We start from the raw sequence: 23,687 nt of genomic DNA, 5'->3' as shown, positions 1-23,687 counted from the left end.
AGGGAGCTTGCTCCCGCCGGGCCGCAAAGCGGCCCCCTCAACATCACCCAAACAACCCCGCCGCAATATTGATCGAGAACCCGAGAATCGCCGTGTTGAACACAAACCCGATCAACGATTGCGCCAGCACGATCTTGCGTAGCTGCCGCGTGGCAACGCCGACGTCCGACGTCTGGACGGCCACGCCGATGGTGAACGAGAAATACAGGAAGTCCCAATAATTGGGCGTGGTCAGCCCTTCGGCAAACCGCAGGGCCGGCTCCTTGCCGTCCCAGGTGTAATACAAGCGCGCGTAATGAACGCTGAAGATTACCCCGATCAACAGCCATGAACCGATCACCGTGAGCGCGGTGAAACCGTAGTGCATCAGCTTGCTTGCGGTTTGCAGGTCGCGGCTGCCGGCCAGCTCGAAGGTGATGGTCGCCAGGCTGGCCAGCGCCGCGATGCAGACCACCAGCAGGACCAGCCCGGCATTTTCGTCTTCGATCTCGGCGATGCGCCTGACGTCGGGCGCTTTGGCTCGCACGGTCAGCCAGACCATCAGCGCCAGGTACGTCCAGACTCCGACATTCCAGCCGATGAGGATTTTGCCGATGACCGAATCCGCGGGAACCAGGAGTCCCGCGATCAGGCCAAGGGCCGTCGCGCCGGAAAGGCGTGGGTGGGTGCGAGCGAGGAAGGGCACAGGTTAGTTCGTCATGTCGGTGGACTGAATCAATTGCACACCCGCTTGTTGCATCCGTCGGAGCGCCGCGTCTAGCGAACCCTCAATATCGATTCCCCGGCAGGCGTCGAGCACCACGACGGCGTTGAACCCTGCGATCCGGGCATCCAGGGCGGTGAACATCACGCAGAAATCCAGGGCCAGCCCCACCACATAGACGGTGTCGACGCCACGCTCCTTGAGGTAGCCCGCCAACCCGGTGGGCGTCTGGCGGTCGGCCTCCATGAACGCCGAATAACTGTCGATATCCGGGTTGCAGCCCTTGCGGATGATCAGTTGGGCGTGGGGCAGGTCTAGTGCCAGGTGCAACGCCGCGCCTTGGCTGCCTTGTATGCAGTGGTCGGGCCACAGGGTTTGTTCGCCGTAGGGCAATTGGGTGGTGTCGAACGGTTGCTTGCCGGGATGGCTGGACGCAAACGAAGCATGCCCGGCCGGGTGCCAGTCCTGGGCGAGGACGACCTGGTTGAATGAATGGCCCAAGCGGTTGATCAGCGGCACGATCTCGTCGCCTCCTGGCACGGCCAGCGGCCCACCCGGGATGAAGTCGTTCTGTACGTCTATCACCAATAATGCAGCGGTTGTGGCGCGGGTCATTGCTGCGTTCTCCTTGAAGTCGTGTGCAAGCTTAGCCGAACCGGATCGGATCCAGTATCCTCACAGGGCCTGCTTGCGAAGCGGCGGCACATCCGGTGGCAATCTCCATACAGACCAAGATGTCTTTCGTCGCAAATATTCCAACCTTGATGGCTTTTTGATACTTCTTCCAAAGGGATTGGGTACAATCCCGGCCTCAACCGGGCATGGAGGCAGTTCGGCGTTTCAGCTACGAGAAAACTCCCCATGCTCATCGGCAGTTATTCCCCCGCCCTTGTTTTGATTTCCCTAATGGTTGCAGTACTGGCGTCCTACACCGCGCTGGATCTGGCCGGGCGTATCGCCACCGCCCGTGGCCGCGCTGCCCACCTCTGGATGGCCGGGGGTGCGTTTGCGATGGGGGTGGGCATCTGGTCGATGCACTTCATCGGCATGCTGGCATTCACCTTGCCAGTGGAGCTTGGCTACGACCTGTCGATCACCGCGCTGTCGTTGCTGATCGCCATCCTTTCCAGTGGTTTTGCCTTGTGGCTGGTCAGCCAGCCACGTTTGCCGGCCTGGCAGTTGGCTTTCGGTGCTCTGATCATGGGCGCTGGCATCAGCACCATGCATTACACCGGCATGGCGGCCCTGCGTATGCAGCCGGGCATCGACTACGATCCGACGCTGTTCGGCGCTTCGCTGGTGATCGCGGTAGGGGCCTCCGCCGCGGCGTTGTGGATTGCCTTTCGCCTGCGCCACAACAGTCCCCATGTACGACTGGCCCGTGCCGGTGCCGCGGTGATCATGGGCGTGGCCATTGTCGGCATGCATTACACCGGCATGGCCGGGGCGCAGTTCAGGGAGGGCAGCTTCTGTGGTTCCCTCGACGGCTTGAGCGGCAAGGGCCTGGACAACGTGGTGCTGATTACGACGCTGGCGGTGCTGGCCATCGCCTTGCTGACGTCGATTCTCGACGCGCGTCTGGAAGCCCGCACTGCGGAATTGGCCCAATCGTTGACCTTGGCGAACCGGGAACTGACTCAACTGGCCCTGCACGACCCCCTCACCGGATTGCCCAACCGGGTGTTGCTGGCGGATCGCATCGACCAGGCCATGCACCGGGTGCAGGAGCAGGGTGGCTGCTTCGCCTTGATGTTCATCGACCTGGACGGCTTCAAGCCGGTCAACGACGCCTTTGGCCATCACATGGGGGATTTGCTGCTCCGGGATGTGGCTTTGCGCCTGCGCGAAGACTTGCGCAGCCAGGACACCCTGGCGCGGATCGGCGGTGATGAATTCGTGCTGCTGGTGCAACTGGCCGAGCCCGACGATGCCCTGCGGCTGGCGGCGCGCCAGGTCGGTTTGATCGGCCGCACGTTCCGGGTCACTGAGCATGATCTGCAGATTTCCGCCAGCGTCGGTATCGCGCTGTTCCCCGGTAACGGCCTGAGCGCCGAAGAGCTGCTGATGAACGCCGACGCGGCGATGTACCACGCCAAAGGCGCCGGCAAGAACGGCTACAGCTTTTTCGATGCCTCGATGAACAGCAACGCCCGCAAGCAATTGCAGTTGCTGCAAGACTTGCGCATCGCCGTCGAACAGCGGCAGTTCAGCCTGCATTATCAACCCAAGTTCGACGCCGCCAACGGTCGTCCGGTCGGCGCCGAGGCGTTGCTGCGCTGGCACCATCCGACCCAGGGCCTGTTGATGCCCGACACCTTCATCGACCTGGCGGAAAAAACCGGGCTGATCATCCCCATCGGCGAATGGGTACTGAACGAGGCCTGTCGCCAGATGCGCGAATGGTACGTGCTCGGTTATACCGATTGGCGTATCGCCGTGAACCTCTCGGCCTTGCAGTTCTGTCACGCCGGGCTGGTGCAAAGCGTTGCCAAGGCGCTGGAGGTTCATCATCTGCAGCCCAACAGCCTGACCCTGGAAATCACTGAAACCACCGCCATGAGCGACGCGGATGCCAGCATGACGGTGCTCCAGCAGCTTTCGGACATGGGCGTGGATCTGTCCATTGACGACTTCGGCACGGGTTATTCGAGCCTGATGTATCTCAAGCGACTGCCGGCCAACGAGCTGAAGATCGATCGCGGCTTCGTGCGTGACCTTGAGCACGACAGCGACGACGCTGCCATCGTCTCGGCCATCGTCGCCCTCGGCCAGGCCCTTGGCCTGCGGATCGTCGCCGAAGGGGTGGAAACCGATGTGCAACAGGACTTCCTGACCCAACTGGGCTGTGATTCGCTGCAAGGCTATCTGCTGGGCCATCCAATGCCGGCCGATCGCTTCCTGCAGAATATCCGCCAGGTGCCACGCTTGGCGGTGGTCTGAAACAGCGTCCCCTATCCACTGCCACTCCCACACTGGATTTGTGTACACCACAGGACCCTGTGGGAGCCGGGCTTGCCCGCGAAGGCGGCAGTCCATCCAACACCTCTGTGGCAGATGCGCCACCATCGCGAGCAAGCTCGCTCCCACAGGTTTTGTGCATCCGGTTGGACGCTGGTCGCGACAGTAAAAGGAATGATTCGCCGCCGTTGAAGTCGGAGATTCAGTACCTTGATAACTGGAGTCTTTCTATGCGCAAACCAACCCTGATCGCCAGCCTGGCCCTGATTGTCGGCCTTGGAGCCCTTGGGCCTGTTGCACAAGCGGTCGAGAAAACCGGGGATGCCTTGGAGCATTCGCCGAGCAATGGCCGCAGGCTGGTGGAGAACGACCGGGTACCCGCGGATTACCAGCGCGCGGACAGGGCCATGAAAGACTGGAAACAGAAGAAGCTCGAACAGCCGACAAACGACCAGCAATGGGTGCATATCGACGATAAGTACTTGCTGATCGAAACCGTGTCCGGCGCGATCGTCAAGATCGTTCCGGCCACGCGTTAGGCCTTCAGAGCACTTCTCCTTTGTCCCACAAGTGAACCAGCTCGCCGGGTGCCCGATCCTCGGGCACCTGCAACACCATTTCATCGTCCTGGTCGTTGGCGCGATAGCGTACTTCGATCTGGAAGAAGCGTTGATCCCCTCGGCCCGAGGTGGAGGAGGTCAGCGGCAGGCAACCCTCCAGAACCGAACAGATGCGCGTGCGCTGGTCGAGGTCGCATTGGGCGAACTCGATTTCCCGCGGACGGGTCAAGGCATGGATCGCTGCCACGCCGCCCTGGCGCGACAGGCGCACCACCGCGTTGTCGTCAAGGTCTGGAAGGGTTTTCATCAGCTCTCCTCGGTCAGGTTGACGCCGACCTGGGCCCAACCGTCCTGTACCGCGCGTACCTCCCGCTCGCCGAAGCGCCGGCGGGCATGCTCGACGGTCAGGTGGGCGAAGGCACTGAAGGTCGCGTCGTTGGCCAGGTTCCTGTCGCACAAGGTTTCATACCAGATCCGGCCGGCCTTTTCCCAGGCAAATCCGCCCAGTGCGGTGGCTATCAGATAAAAGGCTCGGTTGGGAATGCCGGAGTTGATGTGCACGCCGCCGTTGTCCTCACGGGTGATGACGAATTGGCGCATGTGAGCGGGTTGCGGGTCCTTGCCTAGCAGCGGGTCATCGTAGGCGGTGCCGGGATTGGCCATGCTGCGCAGGCCGTCGCCGTTGATCTTGTCGGTGAGCAGGTCGGCACCGATCAGCCAATCGGCCTGGTCGGCGGTCTGCTCGAGGACGAACTGCTTGACCAGCACACCGAACACGTCCGAGATGGACTCGTTCAAGGCACCGGATTGATTGGCATAGATCAACCCGGCTTCGCTTTCAGTGACGCCATGGGCCAGCTCATGGGCCACGACATCCAGGGAGCGGGTAAAGCGCTGGAAAATTTCCCCATCGCCGTCGCCAAAGACCATCTGCGCGCCGTTCCAGAAGGCATTTTCGTAGCCCTCGCCGTAATGCACACTGCCCACCAGGGCGAAGCCTTTGTTGTCGATGGAGTCGCGACCCAGCACCTTCCAGAAGAAATCATAGGTGGCGCCCAGGGCGTCGTAGGCCTCGTCCACGGCCGCATCGCCGCTGGCTGCCTGGCCCTCGATGCGCACCGGCTGGCCGGGCAGTTCCATGCCGTTCTGGGCGTCGTGCACGCTGCGCTGTGGGTGTCCGGCCTTGCCCGGCTTGGGCAGCACAGCGGCGGCGGGAGGGTTGCTGGGCGGACCCGGGTTGTGCCGCAGGCTGCGCACATGGGTCAGGGTGCCGAGGGCACTGGAGCGTTGTTGTTCGGAGCCGTGGGCGATGATGCGGTTGAGGATATAGGGGGGAATGAAGCCGTGGAGAGGGCGAGAGTCGATCATCAGAACATCCTTATCTGAATAACGGGGTCGATACCCATGTGAACCGACGCGGGCGCTGCGGTTCCCTCCTGCTTCCGGGATTCAACTGTCAGCAGCACGCTGTGCGCTACGCAGCAAGGGTTGCCAGGCGCGCTGATTTCTGCGAAAAACCGCGCCTGGAATCACACGGGAATGCCCATGAACGAAGCACTGCAAATCATCGACCTGGAACAGGGCGACGGTAAAAGCGTAGTCAAAGGCGCGCTGATTACCACTCAATACCGCGGCACCCTCGAAGATGGCACCGAGTTCGATTCGTCCTACAGCCGTGGCAAGCCCTTCCAGTGCGTGATCGGTACCGGTCGCGTCATCAAGGGTTGGGACCAGGGCCTGATGGGCATGAAGGTCGGCGGCAAGCGCAAGCTCCTGGTGCCGTCCCACCTGGCTTACGGCGAGCGATCCATGGGCGCCCACATCAAACCCAACGCCAACCTCATCTTTGAAATCGAACTGCTGGAAGTGCTGACCCGGGACGATTGACGGGCGCCGGGGCAGGTCAGGATGCTTGCGAGCTGAATGTCGGGATGCGTCCGTTGACCGAAGGTCGGTAGCTCCAGGTCAGGCTATCCCATCGCGGTTCGCGTTCAAGTATCAGCGCCAGTGTGGCCTGGGCGATGCCCAGCGCCAGGGTTTGCCCGGGACATTCGTGACGCCCGGTTCCGAAGCTGAAGCTGCGACGGTTCGGCCGATTCAGCAAGAAGTCGTCCGGCTGCGGATTGAGCAGAGGGTCACGGTTGGCCGAGGCCAGCAGCACCAGGATCACGTCGCCGCTGTTCAGCGTCGTGCCGAGGATTTCGCAGGGAGCGGCGACGAAGCGGCGGGTGTTTTGCACGCCTGGGTCGAAGCGCTGGACTTCGGCCAGCAACGGGCTGATCTGCCTGGGATCGACCATGATTGCCCGGCGTAACGTCGGATCGCGGATCAGCGCCAGGCAGGCGTTGCCGATCAAGCCCGCCGTGGCTTCATAGGTCTGCGAAAGCAGGCCGATCAGGTTGGCGACCAGGCTGTCCGGGTCGGTTGCCATGCCCTGGCAGATGCGCGTCAGCAGAGGGCTGTCCGGCGCCTCGATGCGCTCCCGCAATAGCGTTTCCAATCGCTCGGTGGCCCGGTGTGCCGCGTCCAACTGCGCGGCTCGACTCAAGGGCGACAGGCAGGCGACAAAATCTCCCGTCAATTCACTGACCAGGCGGCTTTGCGTCGGACTGAAGCCCAGCAGCGCCGCTACCACGCTGGCCGGTCCGATGAACTGCCGAGGGTGCAGGTCTGCGCCGCCATCGGTGATGACACCTGTCCTGACCAGTGCCTCCACCTGTTGCGGACCGATGTCCTGCAGCCCCGGTGCAATGGCCGATCGGGGGCAGTGTTGGCGCTCGCCTTCGGTCATGCGCATCAGGCGCCCGAATACCCGACCGGCAGGACCATCGGCAATGGCTTTCGGCACGGGTTCGTGGTCCGGACGCACATGGCAATCGGCGTGGCGCAGCACGGCGCACACCGCCTCGGCGCTGCTGGCGATCCACAGCTTCAGCCGCGGATCGAAGGTCAACCCGCCCTGGGCTCGCAGGCTGGCGTAGTAAGGGTAGGGGTCGGGATGGGTCGCGGCGGTGATCGGGTCCATGCAGCGCTGCCTTGTTCGTGATGACGAAAGTGTTGCTACTATCTCCAGTTGATGCACGACTTGATTCGTCCGGGAGCGAAATATGAATGCAGAACACGCTGATCTCGGTGTGTCCCAGGTGGCTGCGGCGATTGCGGAACCTGCGCGTACCCGGATGCTCTGTTCGTTGATGGACGGTCATGCCCGCACCAGTACGGAATTGGCGAGCATTGCCGAGGTCAGTGCCTCCACTGCCAGCGCGCACTTGGCGAAGCTCAAGGACCTGGCCTTGGTGCGGCTGTACGTCCAGGGCCGCCATCGCTATTACAGCCTGGCGGACAAGCGCGTCGCCCAGGCGCTGGAAGCGTTGATGGTGATTGGTCAGAAACCCGCACCGGCTTTTGTGTCGCGCACCCCGGATCGCCTGCAATTCGCCCGCACCTGCTATGACCACATGGCTGGTACCCTGGCGGTGCGGCTGCATGACCGCATGATCGAAGCCGGATGGCTGGTAGAGATGGAAGGGCAGGATTATCGGCTGAGTGAGTCCGGCCAGACGTTATTCGAGGCGCTGGGCATTGACGTCCAGGCCCTGGCCAGTGAGCGACGCCGATTTGCCTGCCCCTGCCTGGACTGGAGCATGCGTCGGCCGCATCTGGGCGGTGCGTTGGGGGCGGCGTTGCTGCAGTTGGCGATCAAGCGCCAGTGGGTGACCCAGGATCTGGACAGCCGGGCATTGGCGGTGACGACCAAGGGGCGTCGGGAGATGGTTGGGCGATTGGGTGTCAGCGCAGAAAGGGATGTTGAACCCGCTGGCGCCATCGCGAGCAGGCTCGCTCCCACAGTGGAATTGCGTTGAACGCCAGCCCCATGAACACTGAGAAGCCCCGTGGGAGCGAGCCTGCTCGCGATGGCGTCATCAGCAGCACCGCCACGCGGGGGAGCAAGCCCCCCGGTACTATCGGATCAGACCTTGACGATCCAGCCCGCTGGCGCTTCCACGTCGCCGGTCTGTACGCCAGTCAACTCTTTATAGAGCTTCTGAGTGATCGGGCCGACTTCGGTTTCGCTGTAGAACACGTGCAGCTTGTCCTTGTAGCTGATGCCACCAATCGGGCTGATCACCGCCGCCGTACCGCAGGCACCGGCTTCCTTGAAATCCGCCAGCTTGTCGATGAACACATCACCTTCAACCACTTCCAGGCCCAGACGGGTCTTGGCCAGTTCGATCAGCGACAGACGGGTGATGCCCGGCAGGACCGAAGGGGAGTTGGGCGTGACGAATTTGTTGTCATGGGTGATGCCGAAGAAGTTGGCCGAGCCGACCTCCTCGATTTTCGAATGGGTCAGCGGGTCGAGGTAGATGCAGTCGGCGAAGCTGGCTTTCTTGGCCTGGGAGCCGGGCATCAGGCTGGCGGCATAGTTGCCACCGACCTTGGCGGCGCCGGTGCCTTGTGGGGCGGCGCGGTCGAAGCTGGAGATCAGGAAGTTGTGCGGGGTCAGGCCGCCCTTGAAGTAGGCGCCGACCGGAATGCAGAAGACCGAGAAAATGAACTCGGGCGCGGTGCGCACGCCGATGTTGTCACCCACGCCGATCACGAAGGGACGCAGGTACAGCGCGCCGCCGGTGCCGTAAGGCGGGATGAAGCGCTCGTTGGCGCGAACCACTTGCTTGCAGGCGTCGATGAACTGCTCGGTGTCGACGTGTGGCATCAGCAGGCGGGCGCAGCTGCGCTGCATGCGGGCGGCGTTCTGGTCCGGGCGGAACAGGTTGATCGAGCCGTCCTTGCAACGGTAGGCCTTGAGGCCTTCGAAGCACTGCTGGCCATAGTGCAGGGCGGTGGAGCCCTCGCTGATGTGCAGCATGTTGTCTTCGGTCAGGGTGCCGGTGTCCCAGGCACCATTGCGCCAGTGCGACAGGTAGCGCTTGTCGGTCTTGATGTAGTCAAAGCCCAGTTTGTCCCAATTGATGCTCTCGTTACCCATGACACCCTCTATATCTTCATAACCGTCGAAACGGTCAAGGCTTCTGACGTTTTTTTGGATGGGGACAACAATACTTCATTCCAGGGGTGTTTCGCAGCCTCACTCGCATGATTGTTCCCATGCTCCGCTCGGCAATACTTCAACGGACGCTCCGCGTTCGGCTTTGGGACGCGGAGCGTCCCTGGCTGCGTTCCCACGCGGAGCGTGGGAACGATCCTCAGGTCGCTATCTCACAGATGCAACGCATGCCCCAATGCCCGCAACGCGGCTTCCTGCACCGCCTCGCCCAGGGTCGGATGGGCGTGGATGGTGCCGGCAATGTCTTCCAGCCGTGCGCCCATTTCCAGGGACTGACCAAATGCCGTGGACAATTCCGAGACACCGACGCCGACTGCTTGCCAGCCGACGATCACATGGTTGTCCCGACGCGCCACCACCCGCACGAAACCACTCTTCGACTCCAGCGTCATCGCCCGGCCGTTGGCGGCGAACGGGAAGCTGGAAACGATACAGTCCAGACCGGCTGCCTTGGCTTCGTCCGGCGTCTTGCCCACCACCACCAGCTCCGGATCGGTGAAGCACACCGCCGCGATGGCCGCCGGGGCGAATTCGCGTGCCTTGCCGGCGATCAGTTCGGCGACCATTTCGCCCTGGGCCATGGCTCGGTGGGCGAGCATCGGTTCGCCGCTCAGGTCGCCGATGGCCCAGACGTTACGCATGCTGGTCTGGCAGCGACTGTCGATTTTCAGCGCCGAGCCGTTCATCGTCAGGTTCAAGGCTTCGAGGTTCCAGCCCTGGGTATTGGGTTTGCGACCGACGGCCACCAGGACCCGGTCGGTGGCCAGGTTCAAGGTATCACCGGCGGGGTCACGCACTTGCAGCGTGCCGGCTTGGGCATCGAAACCTTCGACGCTGTGCTTGAGGTACAACTTCACGCCCAACTGCTTGAGCGCCTCATGCACCGGCTGGGTCAGTTCGCCGTCGTAGGCCGGCAGGATCCGTTCCTGGGCTTCCACGACGCTGACCTCGGCACCGAGCTTGCGGTAGGCGATGCCCAATTCCAGGCCGATGTAACCGCCACCGACCACCACCAGGTGCTTGGGCAGCGAAGTCGGGGCGAGGGCTTCGGTGGAAGAAACGATGGGTCCACCAATGGGCAGCATCGGCAGGTCGACGCTTTTCGAGCCGGTCGCCAGCAGCAGGTGTTCGCACTGGATGCGGGTCTCGCCGACCTCGACGGTCTTGCCGTCGATGACCTTGGCCCAGCCGTGAATGACCTGGACCTTGTGCTTTTTCAGCAATGTCGCCACACCGGTGGTCAGGCGATCGACGATGCCGTTCTTCCATTCCACGCTCTTGCCGATGTCCAGCGCCGGCGCCGACACGGTGATACCCAGGGCCGAGCCCTGGCTATGGTGTTGCGCCTGATGAAATTGCTCGGCCACATGGATCAACGCCTTGGACGGAATGCAGCCGATGTTCAGGCAGGTGCCGCCCAGCGCCTGACCCTCCACGAGAATGGTCGGGATGCCTAGCTGGCCGGCGCGGATCGCCGCCACGTAACCGCCAGGGCCACCGCCAATGATCAGCAGGGTGGTGTTCAAAGTCTGTTGCATGCCTGCTCCTGGTATCAGTCCACAAACAAGGTGGCGGGTTGTTCAAGCAGGCCACGCAGGGCCTGGATGAATTGCGCAGCGTCCATGCCGTCGACCACCCGGTGATCGAAGGAGCTGGAGAGGTTCATCATCTTGCGAATCACCACCTGGCCTTTGATGACCACGGGCCGCTCGACGATTTTGTTCACGCCGACGATCGCCACTTCCGGCAGGTTCAGCACCGGCGTGCTGACGATCCCGCCCAACGCGCCGAGGCTGGTCAGGGTGATGGTCGAGCCGGACAGTTCATCGCGGCTGGCCTTGCCATTGCGGGCTGCCGTGGCCAAGCGCGCGATCTCCGCCGCGCTGTCCCACAGGCTGCGGGCCTCGGCATGACGTACCACCGGCACCATCAGGCCAACGTCGCTCTGGGTCGCAACCCCGACATGCACCGCACCGGAGCGGGTGATGACTTGGGCTTCGTCGTCGTAGCGCGCGTTCATCTGCGGGAAGTCCCGCAAGGCCACCACCAGCGCCCGCACCAGGAACGGCAGCAAGGTCAGCTTGCCACGGCTTGCGCCGTGTTTTTCATTCAGGTGAACCCGCAGCTCTTCCAGGGCAGTGACGTCGATTTCCTCGACGTAGCTGAAATGGGCGGCGCGTTGGGTGGCTTCCTGCATGCGCTGGGCGATCTTGCGACGCATGCCGATCACCGGGATCTGCTGCTCGTCGTGGCGCTCGGCGTAGCCTGAACCGCCCTTGGCCGGCGTCGAAGGGCCTTGGGCCAGATACGCTTCCAGGTCCTCGTGCAGCACGCGGCCGGCAGGGCCGCTGCCCTGGACCAGACGCAGTTGGATGCCCAGGTCCAGTGCGTGTTTGCGCACAGCCGGCGAGGCCAGTGGGCGCTCGTCGGGATCGCGGGCCACAGGCGCCTGGGGTTGCTGGGCCGGGCGGGGCGCGGCGGCAGGTTTTTCCGCCACCGGCTCAGGTGCTTTGGGCGGCGCGGGTTCGGCGGCTGGAGCCGCAGACACGGCCGGCATCTGTGCCGATTCCTTCAGGTTGCCGGCACCTTCCACTTCAATACGGATCAGTTCGCTGCCCACCGCCATGACTTCACCCGGCTCACCGCCCAGGGCGATGACCCGGCCATGCACGGGCGAGGGGATGTCCACCATGGCCTTGTCGGTCATGACATCGGCCAGGACCTGATCCTCGGTCACCAGGTCACCGACCTTGACGTGCCATGCCGCCAGTTCTACTTCCGCGATGCCTTCGCCGATGTCCGGCATCTTGATAACGTGCGTGCCCATTCAGACCTCCATGACCCGTTTCAACGCCGCGCCCACACGGGACGGCCCTGGGAAATACGCCCACTCCTGCGCGTGCGGGTAGGGGGTATCCCAACCGGTGACGCGCTCGATAGGGGCTTCCAGGTGATGGAAGCAATGTTCCTGGACCAGCGACACCAGCTCGGCGCCGAAGCCGCAGGTACGAGTGGCTTCGTGGACGATCACGCAACGGCCGGTCTTCTTCACCGACTTGACGATGGTGTCCAGGTCCAGCGGCCACAGGCTGCGCAGGTCGATGACCTCGGCATCGATGCCGGTTTCCTCGGCGGCGGCCTGGGACACGTAGACCGTGGTGCCGTAGGTGAGGATGGTCACGTCCTTGCCGGGACGGGTGATGGCGGCAACATCCAGCGGTACCGTGTAGTAGCCGTCGGGGACCTGGGCCGTCGGGTGTTTCGACCACGGCGTCACCGGACGATCGTGATGGCCGTCGAACGGGCCGTTATACAGGCGCTTGGGTTCGAGGAAGATCACCGGGTCATCGTTCTCGATGGAGGCGATCAGCAGGCCCTTGGCGTCATAGGGGTTCGATGGCATCACCGTGCGCAGGCCGCAGACCTGGGTGAACATCGCCTCGATGCTCTGGCTGTGGGTCTGGCCGCCATAGATGCCGCCGCCGCAGGGCATGCGCAGGGTCATTGGCGCGGTGAACTCGCCGGCCGAGCGATAGCGCAGGCGCGCTGCTTCGGAAATGATCTGGTCCGAGGCCGGGTAAACGTAATCGGCAAACTGGATCTCGGCCACCGGCCGCAATCCGTAGGCGCCCATGCCTACGGCCACGCCGACGATGCCGCTTTCGGAGATCGGCGCGTCGAACACCCGCGAGGTGCCGTATTTGTTCTGCAGGCCTTCGGTGCAGCGGAATACGCCGCCGAAGTAGCCCACGTCCTGGCCGAACACCACGACGTTGTCGTCACGTTCGAGCATCACGTCCATGGCCGAGCGCAGGGCCTGGATCATGGTCATGGTGGTAGTGGTCATGGCGGTATCCAGCGCAATATTGTTGTTGTGATCGTTCATGTCAGATCCCCAACTGCTGACGCTGGCGCTTCAAGTGCTCCGGCATCTCTTTGTAGACGTCTTCGAACATCGTCGCGGCGCTCGGTACCTGGCCGCCGGCGAGGGTGCCGTACTGTTCGGCTTCCTTCTGGGCCGCGATGATCTGGGCTTCCAGCTCGGCGGTGACGGCGGCGTGTTCTTCTTCCGACCATTGGCCGATGCGGATCATGTGTTGCTTGAGACGAACAATCGGGTCGCCCAGCGGGAAGTGGCTCCAGTCGTCGGCCGGCCGGTACTTGGACGGATCGTCGGAGGTGGAGTGCGGACCGGCGCGGTAGGTGACCCATTCGATCAGGGTCGGGCCGAGATTGCGGCGGGCACGTTCGGCGGCCCAGCGCGAGGCGGCGTAGACAGCCATGAAGTCGTTGCCATCGACCCGCAGCGAGGCGATGCCGCAACCGACGCCGCGTCCGGCGAAGGTGGTGGCTTCACCGCCGGCGATGGCCTGGAAGGTGGAAATTGCCCATTGGTTGTTGACCACGTTGAGGATCACCGGCGCCCGGTAGACGTGGGCGAAGGTGAGGGCGGTGTGGAAGTCCGACTCGGCGGTGGCGCCGTCACCGATCCAGGCCGACGCGATCTTGGTGTCGCCCTTGATCGCCGAGGCCATGCCCCAGCCCACGCCCTGGATGAACTGCGTGGCGAGGTTGCCGGAGATGGTGAAGAAACCGGCTTCCTTGACCGAATACATGATCGGCAACTGGCGGCCCTTGAGCGGGTCCCGCTCGTTGGACAGCAATTGGCAGATCATGTCCACCAACGGCACGTCACGGGCCATCAGGATGCTTTGCTGGCGATAGGTGGGGAAGCACATGTCATCGATGTTCAGCGCCAGGGCCTGGCCGCTGCCGATGGCTTCCTCGCCGAGGCTCTGCATGTAGAACGACATCTTTTTCTGGCGTTGGGCGACCACCATGCGGTTGTCGTAGATCCGCGTCTTGAGCATGGCGCGCATGCCCTTCTGCAAGATGTCGAGGGGCACGTCTTCGGCCCACGGACCGTGGGCATTGCCCTGGTCGTCGAGCACGCGGATCAGGCTCCGGGCCAGGTCGGCGGTATCGGACGGTTCAACGTCGATGGAGGGTTTGCGCACCGTGCCCGCATCGCTCAGGTGCAGGTAGGAGAAGTCGGTCTTGCAGCCGGGACGGCCCGACGGTTCGGGGACGTGCAGGCGTAGCGGTTCGTACGCTGGGTTCATGGCTTTCTACGCTCGATCTTGTGAATTTCTTGTAGTGGGCGCGCTAGCTGACAAATCTCTTAGGTAAGGAGAATTGTCCTACAACAATCATAGGCTCGACGGCGAAGAATATTTTTCTCTGTTGGCTTGCTGTTCGGACCATTTGCAGATAAAAAATCTGCACAACGATAAAAATCAGGAATATCTGTCTCATGCGTAAACTGGATCGCACCGACATCGGCATTCTGAACAGCCTTCAGGAAAACGCCCGCATCACCAACGCCGATCTCGCCCGTTCGGTCAATCTTTCGCCGACGCCGTGCTTCAACCGGGTCCGGGCCATGGAGGAGCTGGGGGTGATCCGCGAGCAGGTCACGCTGCTGGATGCCGACCTGCTGGGCCTGCACGTCAACGTGTTCATCCACGTCAGCCTGGAGAAGCAGGTGGAGGAGGCGCTGCAGCATTTCGAAGAAGCGATCTCGGACCGGCCCGAGGTGATGGAGTGCTACCTGATGGCGGGCGATCCGGATTACCTGATCCGCGTGCTGGTGCCGACGATCCAGTCCCTGGAGCGGTTCATGATGGACTTCCTGACCAAGGTCCCGGGCGTGGCGAACATCCGCTCCAGCTTCGCGCTCAAGCAGGTGCGCTACAAGACGGCGTTGCCGCTGCCGGCGAATGGGTTGACGTTGGGTACCTGAGCCTCAACGGATAGCCGCGACCCCCTGTGGGAGCGAGCCTGCTCGCGATAGCGTCAGCGCCTGCGACATCAATGCAAGCTGACCCACCGCTATCGCGAGCAGGCTTGCTCCCACAGGGTTTGGCCCTCAAAGCTGGTTGAGCGGAATCTTCAGGTACGTCACGCCATTGGCTTCGGCCGGCGGCAAGTTGCCTGCCCGCACATTGACCTGGATCGCCGGCAACAGCAGCGTCGGCATGCCCAACGTGGCGTCGCGCTGGGTGCGCATCGCGACGAAGGTGGCTTCGTCGATGCCGTCGTGAACATGGATATTGTGCTGGCGCTGTTCGCCCACGGTGCTCATGCAGTGGGGCTCGCGATGATCCGGCGGATAGTCATGGCACACATACAGCCGCACGCTGGCGGGGAAGGCCAGCAATCTGCGGATCGAGGCGTAGAGCTGGTGGGCGTTGCCGCCAGGGAAGTCGCAACGGGCGCTGCCGACATCGGGCATGAACAGCGTATCGCCCACCAGGATCACATCGTCGTCGATCAGGTAGGCCATGTCCGCCGGGGTATGGCCGGGCACGTGCAACGCGGTGGCCTTGAGGTTGCCGATGAAGAAGGTTTCATCGGGGCCGAACAAATGATCGAACTGCGAACCGTCCACGGCAAACTGCGCTTCGAGGTTGAACAGCGCCTTGAAGACGTTCTGGACCTGGCCGATGGACTGGCCGATGGCGATCTTGCCACCCAGCTCCCGACGCAGGTAGGGCGCGGCGGAGAGGTGATCGGCATGGGCGTGGGTCTCCAGCAGCCATTGCACGGTCAACCGGTGTTCCCGCACGAACGCGATCACCCGGTCGGCCTGCGTGGTGCCGCTGCGCCCCGAGGCCGGGTCGTAATCGAGCACCGGATCGACCACCGCGCATTGCCCTGCGTCCCGTTCATAAACGACATGGGTGTAGGTCTTTGAAGCGGGGTCGAGGAAGCTTTGGATCTGCGCGGGCATGACGACTAACCTGTGCGGAAGGAGAACCGGTTGCAACACCTGAGGTTTACAACATATGGTCCGCAGCTTAGTGAGGGCCAAGGCGTCCTGCAAATGCGATCGCACCTGCCAACAGGTGTGCGCGGCTTGAGAGAACCTATGTTACTGGCAAGTTTTTTCGGCGTGGTCATGGGCCTGGTCCTGGGGTTGACCGGGGCGGGCGGAGGTATCCTCGCGGTGCCGGCGTTAGTGCTGGGCCTGGGCTTGACCATGACCCAGGCCGCGCCCGTGGCGTTGTTCGCCGTGGGCAGTGCGGCGGCGGTGGGCGCCATCGATGGCTTGCGCCACGGCCTGGTGCGCTATCGCGCGGCGTTGCTGATTGCATTGCTGGGGGCGGTGTTTTCGCCGTTGGGCATTTTCCTGGCCCATCAGCTCCCGGAAAAAATCCTGATGATCCTGTTCAGTTTGTTGATGGTGCTGGTGGCGGTGCGCATGTTGCGGCGGGAGCGCGCGCAGCCGGGGCCGAGCGACCACGGCGCGGCCAGTTGGGGCCAGAAGAACTGCATGCTCGACCGCCAGACCGGGCGCCTGGCCTGGACTCCGCGCTGTACCGCCACGCTGGCGACGCTCGGCGCCGTGACCGGCGTGGTGTCCGGCCTGCTGGGCGTGGGCGGCGGTTTCCTGATCGTGCCGGCGTTCAAGCAACTGACCGACGTGCAGATGCGCGGGATCGTCGCCACCTCGCTGATGGTCATCAGCCTGATTTCTCTGATCGGCGTGGTGGGGGCTTTTCATGCCGGGGTGCGTATCGATCAGGTCGGGGCAGTGTTCATCGTCGCCAGCATTGTCGGAATGCTGCTGGGCCGACGGCTGGCGTCCCGGGTCCCGGCCCGGGTGTTGCAAGTGGGATTTGCCGGGGTGTGTCTGGGGGTGGCGGTGTACATGTGGGTGCGGGCGTAATGTGCGCAGCTGTGGAAAGCCAGTGTGGGAGCAAGGCTCGCCCCCCACAGGATTACAGTGGCTTGCACCGCATCGAAAACCCCAACGCCACCGACTGTCCTTGCTCCAGCAGGCGCAGCCCCGGCCTCCCTGGCAGGTGATGGGCATTGACCGGGTGGCTGACCGGTTCGATGCAAAAGAAATCCAGGCCCACGGGGCAGTACAGCAGGAAATAATCGCTGCCGCTGGCTTGGCATTCCAATGCATAGCCCAGGTCGGGCTGCTCGATCAGGCAGTGTCCGTCCCAACCGCCGAAACCATTGTCCACGAGGGTATCCGGCAGCACGCGAGGCTGCTGGAAGTCCCAGTGCGCGGGGAGGTCACTCAACTGCGTCGGCAGTTTCGTGGCGTCGCACAACCAGACGTGGGTGGCGCGGGTCTGCAGGCGGGTGTTAATGGTCCGGGGAAAGTAGGGATGCAAGCCCAACCCATGCCAGGCCGGCTGTTCGGCCAGGTGGGTAACCTGCATCGATAGCTGCAATTGGCCGCCGTCCAGGCGGATGCGCAGGCTGGCGCAATAGGCGAACGGGTATTGGCTGTGCAGTTGCAGCAATGCCTCCTGAGGGCCCTGTTCGATCACCTGCCACGCTTGTTGCCAGGCGCTGCCGTGAATCGGAAAAGGATCGTTGGGGCTGTTGGCCTCCAATGCCAGCCAGCCGCCGGGACAATCGAAGCCGCCGTTGGCGATCCGGTTCGACCAGGGGATCAATGGAAAACAGCCGAGCTTGCCGGGCAGGCGGTTTTCCAGCGCCTGGGGTGCGGGCGGGCGCAACAGAGGCTGGCCGTTGCTGCGCAAGGTCCAACTGACCAGGCTGGCACCCAGGTGAGGCGCCACGGTGAGGTGGGTGAGTTCGTCTTCGAGGTGCAGGAGGGGTGGCATCATGATTATCTTGCCTGCTGGGGAGAAGGTCTAATGCGAACGCTGTTGTGGCGAGGGAGCTTGGCTGTGGGAGCAAGGCTTGCCCGCGAAAAAGGCGAGACGGTTTCAAAGTAAAACCGCATTGACTTCATCGCGGGCAAGCCTTGCTCCCACAGCAAGCTCCCTCGCCACAAGGGGGCTTGCTCGCTTATGGGATTACAACACCAGATGCGGCAACCACAGCGAAATGGCGGGGACGTAAGTCACCAGCATCAGTACCAGGAACAACATGGCGTAGAACGGCAGCAGGGCCTTGACGGTGGATTCGATGCTGACCTTGCCGATGGCGGAACCCACGAACAGCACCGCGCCCACCGGTGGCGTGATCAGGCCGATACCCAGGTTCACCAGCATGATCATGCCGAACTGCACCGGGTCGACGCCGATGCCCATGATCACCGGCATCAGGATTGGCGTCAGGATCAGGATCAGCGGTGCCATGTCCATCACGGTGCCGAGCAGCAGCAACATCACGTTGATGCACATCAGGATCACGTAGCGGTTGTCCGACAAGGTCAGGAACGCGGTGGTGATCTTCGCCGGGATTTCCATCAGCGTCATGATGTAGCCGAAGCTGGCGGCGAAGCCGATCAGGATCATCACGATGGAGATGGTGCGTACCGTACGGTGCATCAGTTTTGGCAACTCGCTCCACTTGTAGTCGCGGTAGACGCACATGGTCACGAAGAATGCCCAGACCACGGCAATGGCGGCCGACTCGGTGGCGGTGAAAACACCCGAGAGAATGCCGCCCAGGATGATGAACAGGGTCATCATGCCCCACATGGCTTCCTTGCAGATCTTCAACGCTTGCTTGAGCGGAATCACCTCGCCCTTGGGGTAATTGCGTTTTCTGGCAAAGACCAGGCACAGCGCCATCAGGCAGAGGTTCATCATGATGCCGGGGACGATGCCGGCCATGAACAGCGATCCGATGGAAACGGTGCCGCCAGCGGCGAGGGAGTACAGCACCGCGTTGTGGCTGGGGGGTGTCAGCAGCGCTTGCACCGAACCACTGACGGTGACGGCGGTGGCGAACTCACGCGGATAGCCGCGGCGTTCCATTTCCGGGATCAGCACCGAACCGACCGAAGCGGTATCGGCTACCGAGGAACCGGAGATCGCGCCGAAAAAACTCGAGGCCACGAGGTTGACCAATGACAGGCCACCGCGCACGAAGCCTACCAACACACTGGCAAAGGCCACCAACCGGCGGGACATGCCGCCCTCGGCCATGATCGCACCGGCCAGGACGAAGAAGGGAATGGCCAGCAACGAGAATTTGTTCACGCCGCCCGTTATCTGAATCATCATGGCCTGGAACGGAATATCGATCCACCACGCCCCGATCAGGGCGGCAGCGCCCAGCGCGTAGGCGACCGGCATGCCGATCAGGATCAACAACAAAAAACTGCCCAGCAGAATCAGAGCGTCCATTAAGCGGCACCTTCGTTTTCTTCAACCAGGTCGAACTGCACGACCCGACGCTTGCTTTGATCACCCAGCAAGAGCTTTTCCAGGACAAAAATCAGTGTCAGGAAACCACCGACCGGGATCGGCATGTAGGTGATGCCGACGCGCAGGGTGGGGATGGCGCTCATGAATTGATTCCAGGTGGTCATGCACAGCTTGGTGCCCCAGATGGTCATGAAAATGCACACCGCGGCCATCAAGAGCTGGGTGAAAACCGAAGCCAGGGTCTGCCAGCGTGGAGGCAGCCGGCTGGTGACCATGTCCACGGCCATGTGCGAGCCGGAGCGGTAGCTGGCGGCGGCACCGATGAAGGTAAAGACGATCATCAGCAAGATGGCGGTGGGCTCTGGCCAGCTTGAGCCGGTACCGAGTACGTAGCGGGCAAACACCCCCCACGGAATCATCAGCGCAACGGCAAGGACAGAAAGGCCGGCCACCCAGATGCAAGTCATGTAAATCGTGTCGTTGATACGCAGCAGTAAATTCTTCATCGGGTTCCACCGTAACCGGGCGCGCCTTTTAACCGCAGGCGCGCCCAGCCTTTTCATGAATACAGATCGAGAGGGGTTATTGGACCGCTTCGATACGCTTGATCAGATCGGCGTATGGCGCGCCGTATTTGGCCCGGATCGGTGCGGTGGCGTCGTAGAAAGGTTTCTTGTCGACGGTGATGAACTCGACGCCGGCAGCCTTGAGTTTTTCTTCACTGGCGGCGGACTTCTTGTCCCACAGCACGCGCTCTTCGGCCTGGGCCGCCTTGGCGGCTTTTTTCACCATGTCCTGCTGCGCCGGCGTGAGCTTGTTCCAGGTGATTTTCGACATCACGATCGGCTCGGGCAGGATCAGGTGACCGGTCAGGCTGTAGTACGGGGCGTTCTGGTAGTGGTTGTGCTCGAGCATGGTCGGCGGGTTGTTTTCCGCGCCGTCGATCACGCCGGTCTGCAGGGCGCTGAAGATCTCGCCGGTGTCCATCGCAATACCGTTGCCGCCCATGGCGTTGATGGTTTCGATGAACATCGGGTTGCCCTGCACACGAATCTTCATGCCCTTGAGGTCTTCGAGCTTGCGCACTGGCTTCTTGGTGTAGAGGTTGCGCGTGCCGCCGTCCATCCAGGCCAGGGCCACCAGGCCGAACTCGGAGTTGGTGATCCGGTCGAGGATCGCATCGCCCACTTCACCGTCGATGACGGCGCGCATGTGGGCCTGGTCGCGGAAGATGAACGGCATGTTGAAGACGTTTACGTCCGGCACCACAGGGCCGACGATACCCAGGCTGACGCGGGACATCTGGATTGCGCCGGCTTGCATCTGCTCGATGACTTCTTTTTCAGAGCCCAGTACGCCACCTGGGAAATACTTGAACTTCAACTCGCCGTTGCTCTCCTTTTCCAGGGTTTTACCCATGGATTCCTCGGCGACCACGGTCGGGTAGCCCTTGGGGTGGATGTCGGCGATCTTGATATCGAGGGCATGAGCCGCCTGAGCCAGAAAGGCCAGGGGCAAAGCGGCGATCAAAAGCGTGCGTTTGAAATTCATGATCAATCTCCAGTGTTGTTGTTTTTATGTGCTCATCCGGTGAAGCGGCCATGCAGGTCAGTTTGTGGAGTGCTTCAATTCTCCGAATGCGGGTTCAGCCAGGCCCTTGACCCCAGGGTTGAGGGCGAACACGCCCCCGGCCAGGGATTGCGGGTCGTTGTCGTCGCCTGGGCGGATCGAGGTGACGAACAGGGTGTCCAGACGGCTGCCGCCAAAGGCGCACATCGTCGGTTTCTTCACCGGTACGGCCAGCGAACGGTCCAAGCGGCCATCCGGGGTAAAGCGATGGATCAGCCCGGCATCGTTGGCGCAGATCCAGTAGCAACCTTCGGCATCCACGGCCGCGCCGTCGGGTCGTCCGGCCAAGGGCTGCATGTCGACGAACAGCCGCCGGTTGGACGGCGTGCCGCTGTCGGTGTCGTAGTCGAAGGCCCAGATCTGCTGCACCAAAGGGTGGGAGTCGGAGAGATACATCGTCCGTCCGTCCGGGCTGAAACCGAGGCCGTTGGGCACGATGAAACCGCTTAGTTGCGCCTCGACCGGGCTGCGCTGTCCCGCCTCATAACGGTACATCCGGCCCTGGTCGACGTTGGCGCCCATGTTCAGCACCATGCTGCCGGCCCAGAAGCGCCCCTGCCGGTCGCAACGACCATCGTTGAGGCGCATGTCGGTGCGGCTGTGTTCGACGTTCGCATACAGTTCGCTGTCGAGGCTGCCGTCATCGTTGGGGTGCAGGCGGAAGAAACCGCTCTCCATGCCGGCGATCCAGCCACCGTCCTGGTGGCGAGCGATGCAGGCGAGCATTTCAGGGGCTTCCCAGCCCTTGAGTTGGCCGGTCCCGGCGTTCCAGCACTGCAGGCCGCCGCTGGGGATGTCCACCCAATACAGCGCGTTTTCTTCGGGGACCCACACCGGGCTTTCCCCGACGGCGTTGCGTGCGTCGACAATCAATTCAGCTTGCATGGTGATTCCCTTGTGCATTCGTATCCCATGAAAAACAGGCGAATCAGTCGTCGAACGGGCCGGCCGCTACGAAAGCACCGCCCTGGTAGATCCTGGCCGGGTCATCGGCGGCCGGCATCGGCTGGGCTTCGACCTTGGCACGGAAGATTTCGGAACTGTCCTTGGGCTGATAACCCAAGTGCGCAGCGTGGCTGTTGTCCCACCAGACATCGCGGTTGGCGGACATGCCATACACCACGGTGTGCCCGACTTTCGGGGTGTAGAGCGAGCATTCGATCAGTTGGGTGAGGTCGTCGTAGCTCAGCCAGGTACTCATCATCCGGCGGTTCTGGGGTTCGACGAACGACGAGCCGATGCGGATGCTGACGGTCTCGATGCCGTAGCGGTCGAAGTAGAAACTGGCCATGTCTTCGCCGTAGGACTTGGACAGGCCGTAGTAGCCGTCCGGACGGCGAGGGGAGAGGGCGTCGAGGGCTTCGTCCTGCTTGTAGAAACCGATGACGTGGTTGGAGCTGGCGAAAATGACGCGCTTGACGCCGTGCTTGCGCGCAGCTTCATAAATGTGGAACACGCCGCTGATGTTGGCGCCGAGGATTTCTTCGAACGGGCGCTCTACCGAAACACCACCGAAATGCAGGATCGCATCGACGCCCTCCACCAGTTGATGCACCGCCTGTTTATCGGACAGGTCGCACAGCACCACTTCCTCGCTTTCATCGATGGCCGGGGTCATGTTGGCGATGTCCGACAGGCGAATGTGCCGGGCGAAAGGCTTGAGGCGTTCGCGCAGGACTTTGCCCAGGCCGCCGGCGGCCCCGGTCAACAACAGGCGATTGAAAGGATGACGAGTGTGTGTAGTAGTCATGGAGTTACCTGAGCGAACAGTGAGAGGTATCAGTTATAGGTTGCCGTTTGACCGCTGGAAAATATCCTTGTCCTTACCTGATCTCCCCTGTGGGAGCGAGCTTGCTCGCGAAAGCGGTGGGTCAGCTTGCATGGATGTTGGATGTACCGCCGCCATCGCGAGCAGGCTCGCTCCCACAGTGGGCCGGTGATGCCTGCCGCCATCCCTGTGGGAGCGAGCCTGCTCTCGATGACGGCAGCCCAAACGCCATCTGATCCAGCAGACCCACCGCAGCCGCCTTACAACAAACTCATCGGGTAGCTGATAAAGATGCGGTTTTCATCGAACTCATTGGTGCTGAAGTCTCGCCGCAGCGATGAATTGCGCCATTTCACATTGAGGTTTTTCAGCGCACCGCTCTGCACGGTGTACGCCAGTTCGCTCTCACGGCCCCATTCCTTGCCGTCGTCCACCGTGGCGGTGTGCACGTTGTCACCGCTGATGTAGCGGTTCATCAGGGTCAGGCCCGGCACGCCGACGGCGGCGAAGTTGAAGTCGTGGCGCACTTGCCAGGATTTTTCCTTGGCGTTGTCGTAGCTGGAGTTGTAGCTGTCGTTGGCCAGGGTGCCGCCGCTGGTGCCGTTGACGCGCATCCAGGCATCGTCGCCGCTGAGTTTTTGCAGACCGACGTAGAAGGTGTTGCCACCGTACTTGGCCGAGAGCATGGCGAAGGCGGTCTTGTTGTCCAAGTCGCCGGCCAGGGCACTGCCGTTTTCCTTGCCGATGAAGTAGCCGAGGTTGGCGCCCAGGGTCCAGTCGCCGATGGGCTGGCTGTGGGTCAGGTTGAAATACTGCTGCTGGTAGATGTCGCTCAGTTCCGAGTACCAGACGC

The 23,687-nt window shown here is 62.5% G+C and carries 24 protein-coding genes; 6 read left to right on the top strand and 18 right to left on the bottom strand.

The genetic code is table 11. The features are described from left to right. Nucleotides 1–43: 43 nt before the first annotated feature. Together CGA22_RS15310 and pncA are read right to left on the bottom strand one after the other, a co-directional pair. Nucleotides 44–685, bottom strand: coding sequence for a DUF1345 domain-containing protein (locus CGA22_RS15310; RefSeq protein ID WP_041022182.1), 642 nt, complete (start codon nucleotides 683–685; stop codon nucleotides 44–46). 3 nt (nucleotides 686–688) lie between these two features. Continuing rightward, the gene (gene pncA / locus CGA22_RS15305; RefSeq protein WP_041022181.1) at nucleotides 689–1,318 is read right to left on the bottom strand and encodes a bifunctional nicotinamidase/pyrazinamidase; all 630 of its coding nucleotides are present in this window, start codon (nucleotides 1,316–1,318) and stop codon (nucleotides 689–691) included. A gap of 246 nt (nucleotides 1,319–1,564) precedes the next feature. Between pncA and CGA22_RS15300 the strand changes: the two genes are divergently transcribed. After that, entirely contained in the window at nucleotides 1,565–3,643 is a 2,079-nt protein-coding gene (locus CGA22_RS15300) for a putative bifunctional diguanylate cyclase/phosphodiesterase (RefSeq protein ID WP_041022180.1), read from the top strand. A 248-nt stretch (nucleotides 3,644–3,891) separates the two neighbouring features. Further along, entirely contained in the window at nucleotides 3,892–4,200 is a 309-nt protein-coding gene (locus CGA22_RS15295; protein WP_041022179.1) for an RcnB family protein, read from the top strand. 4 nt (nucleotides 4,201–4,204) lie between these two features. Here the strand turns inward: CGA22_RS15295 and CGA22_RS15290 are convergent, their stop codons facing one another. After that, complete coding sequence (locus CGA22_RS15290) at nucleotides 4,205–4,528, bottom strand: protealysin inhibitor emfourin (RefSeq protein WP_041022178.1); 324 nt, start codon at nucleotides 4,526–4,528, stop codon at nucleotides 4,205–4,207. After that, complete coding sequence (locus CGA22_RS15285; protein ID WP_041022177.1) at nucleotides 4,528–5,589, bottom strand: M4 family metallopeptidase; 1,062 nt, start codon at nucleotides 5,587–5,589, stop codon at nucleotides 4,528–4,530. The genes CGA22_RS15290 and CGA22_RS15285 overlap by 1 nt, the downstream gene beginning before the upstream one ends. A gap of 177 nt (nucleotides 5,590–5,766) precedes the next feature. On the opposite strand from CGA22_RS15285, the gene CGA22_RS15280 reads away from it, so the two are divergent. Continuing rightward, a complete protein-coding gene (locus CGA22_RS15280) occupies nucleotides 5,767–6,108 on the top strand; it encodes an FKBP-type peptidyl-prolyl cis-trans isomerase (protein WP_041022215.1) in 342 nt (113 codons plus the stop codon). A gap of 16 nt (nucleotides 6,109–6,124) precedes the next feature. Here CGA22_RS15280 and CGA22_RS15275 read toward each other — a convergent pair whose 3' ends face one another. Further along, nucleotides 6,125–7,246, bottom strand: coding sequence for a cytochrome P450 (locus CGA22_RS15275; RefSeq protein WP_041022176.1), 1,122 nt, complete (start codon nucleotides 7,244–7,246; stop codon nucleotides 6,125–6,127). A gap of 82 nt (nucleotides 7,247–7,328) precedes the next feature. Between CGA22_RS15275 and CGA22_RS15270 the strand changes: the two genes are divergently transcribed. Next, nucleotides 7,329–8,084, top strand: a complete 756-nt coding sequence (locus tag CGA22_RS15270; protein ID WP_041022175.1) for an ArsR/SmtB family transcription factor — start codon at nucleotides 7,329–7,331, stop codon at nucleotides 8,082–8,084. 107 nt (nucleotides 8,085–8,191) lie between these two features. Here the strand turns inward: CGA22_RS15270 and CGA22_RS15265 are convergent, their stop codons facing one another. The 5 genes from CGA22_RS15265 to CGA22_RS15245 all read right to left on the bottom strand — a co-directional run bounded on the left by CGA22_RS15265 (nucleotide 8,192) and on the right by CGA22_RS15245 (nucleotide 14,412). Continuing rightward, a complete protein-coding gene (locus CGA22_RS15265) occupies nucleotides 8,192–9,211 on the bottom strand; it encodes a branched-chain amino acid aminotransferase (protein WP_041022174.1) in 1,020 nt (339 codons plus the stop codon). Between the two features lie 230 nt (nucleotides 9,212–9,441). After that, complete coding sequence (gene lpdA / locus CGA22_RS15260) at nucleotides 9,442–10,827, bottom strand: dihydrolipoyl dehydrogenase (protein WP_188258640.1); 1,386 nt, start codon at nucleotides 10,825–10,827, stop codon at nucleotides 9,442–9,444. A 14-nt stretch (nucleotides 10,828–10,841) separates the two neighbouring features. Beyond that, nucleotides 10,842–12,116 (bottom strand): dihydrolipoamide acetyltransferase family protein, encoded by a 1,275-nt coding sequence (locus tag CGA22_RS15255; RefSeq protein ID WP_041022172.1) that lies wholly within the window; start codon nucleotides 12,114–12,116, stop codon nucleotides 10,842–10,844. Next, nucleotides 12,117–13,175, bottom strand: coding sequence for an alpha-ketoacid dehydrogenase subunit beta (locus CGA22_RS15250; protein ID WP_041022171.1), 1,059 nt, complete (start codon nucleotides 13,173–13,175; stop codon nucleotides 12,117–12,119). A 1-nt stretch (nucleotide 13,176) separates the two neighbouring features. Then, a complete protein-coding gene (locus tag CGA22_RS15245) occupies nucleotides 13,177–14,412 on the bottom strand; it encodes a 3-methyl-2-oxobutanoate dehydrogenase (2-methylpropanoyl-transferring) subunit alpha (RefSeq protein WP_041022170.1) in 1,236 nt (411 codons plus the stop codon). 191 nt (nucleotides 14,413–14,603) lie between these two features. On the opposite strand from CGA22_RS15245, the gene bkdR reads away from it, so the two are divergent. After that, nucleotides 14,604–15,092: a Bkd operon transcriptional regulator BkdR gene (gene bkdR, locus CGA22_RS15240; protein ID WP_003202929.1), complete on the top strand. Its 489-nt coding sequence runs from the start codon at nucleotides 14,604–14,606 to the stop codon at nucleotides 15,090–15,092. Nucleotides 15,093–15,218: 126 nt separating this feature from the next. Here the strand turns inward: bkdR and CGA22_RS15235 are convergent, their stop codons facing one another. After that, nucleotides 15,219–16,082, bottom strand: a complete 864-nt coding sequence (locus tag CGA22_RS15235; RefSeq protein WP_041022169.1) for an MBL fold metallo-hydrolase — start codon at nucleotides 16,080–16,082, stop codon at nucleotides 15,219–15,221. Nucleotides 16,083–16,220: 138 nt separating this feature from the next. On the opposite strand from CGA22_RS15235, the gene CGA22_RS15230 reads away from it, so the two are divergent. Then, nucleotides 16,221–17,021: a sulfite exporter TauE/SafE family protein gene (locus CGA22_RS15230; RefSeq protein ID WP_041022168.1), complete on the top strand. Its 801-nt coding sequence runs from the start codon at nucleotides 16,221–16,223 to the stop codon at nucleotides 17,019–17,021. A 52-nt stretch (nucleotides 17,022–17,073) separates the two neighbouring features. On the opposite strand, the gene CGA22_RS15225 is transcribed toward CGA22_RS15230, so the two are convergent. The 7 genes from CGA22_RS15225 to CGA22_RS15195 all read right to left on the bottom strand — a co-directional run. After that, nucleotides 17,074–17,943, bottom strand: a complete 870-nt coding sequence (locus tag CGA22_RS15225) for an aldose 1-epimerase (RefSeq protein WP_041022167.1) — start codon at nucleotides 17,941–17,943, stop codon at nucleotides 17,074–17,076. 192 nt (nucleotides 17,944–18,135) lie between these two features. Continuing rightward, entirely contained in the window at nucleotides 18,136–19,416 is a 1,281-nt protein-coding gene (locus CGA22_RS15220) for a TRAP transporter large permease (RefSeq protein WP_041022166.1), read from the bottom strand. Beyond that, the gene (locus CGA22_RS15215) at nucleotides 19,416–19,943 is read right to left on the bottom strand and encodes a TRAP transporter small permease (protein ID WP_041022165.1); all 528 of its coding nucleotides are present in this window, start codon (nucleotides 19,941–19,943) and stop codon (nucleotides 19,416–19,418) included. The genes CGA22_RS15220 and CGA22_RS15215 overlap by 1 nt, the downstream gene beginning before the upstream one ends. Before the next feature lie 76 nt (nucleotides 19,944–20,019). After that, nucleotides 20,020–20,988 carry a TRAP transporter substrate-binding protein gene (locus CGA22_RS15210; RefSeq protein ID WP_041022164.1) on the bottom strand — a complete coding sequence of 323 codons (969 nt, stop codon included), beginning with the start codon at nucleotides 20,986–20,988 and terminating at the stop codon, nucleotides 20,020–20,022. A gap of 57 nt (nucleotides 20,989–21,045) precedes the next feature. Continuing rightward, nucleotides 21,046–21,951, bottom strand: a complete 906-nt coding sequence (locus tag CGA22_RS15205; protein WP_041022163.1) for an SMP-30/gluconolactonase/LRE family protein — start codon at nucleotides 21,949–21,951, stop codon at nucleotides 21,046–21,048. 43 nt (nucleotides 21,952–21,994) lie between these two features. Further along, entirely contained in the window at nucleotides 21,995–22,816 is an 822-nt protein-coding gene (locus CGA22_RS15200; protein WP_041022162.1) for an NAD-dependent epimerase/dehydratase family protein, read from the bottom strand. A 278-nt stretch (nucleotides 22,817–23,094) separates the two neighbouring features. After that, the coding region (locus tag CGA22_RS15195) for an OprD family outer membrane porin (RefSeq protein WP_188258639.1) at nucleotides 23,095–23,687 on the bottom strand (593 nt) is incomplete at its 5' end.

It is taken from the genome of Pseudomonas sp. PSB18, from assembly GCF_014596565.1.
GTDB lineage: Bacteria > Pseudomonadota > Gammaproteobacteria > Pseudomonadales > Pseudomonadaceae > Aquipseudomonas.
This window is presented reverse-complemented; position numbering and strand designations above follow the sequence as displayed.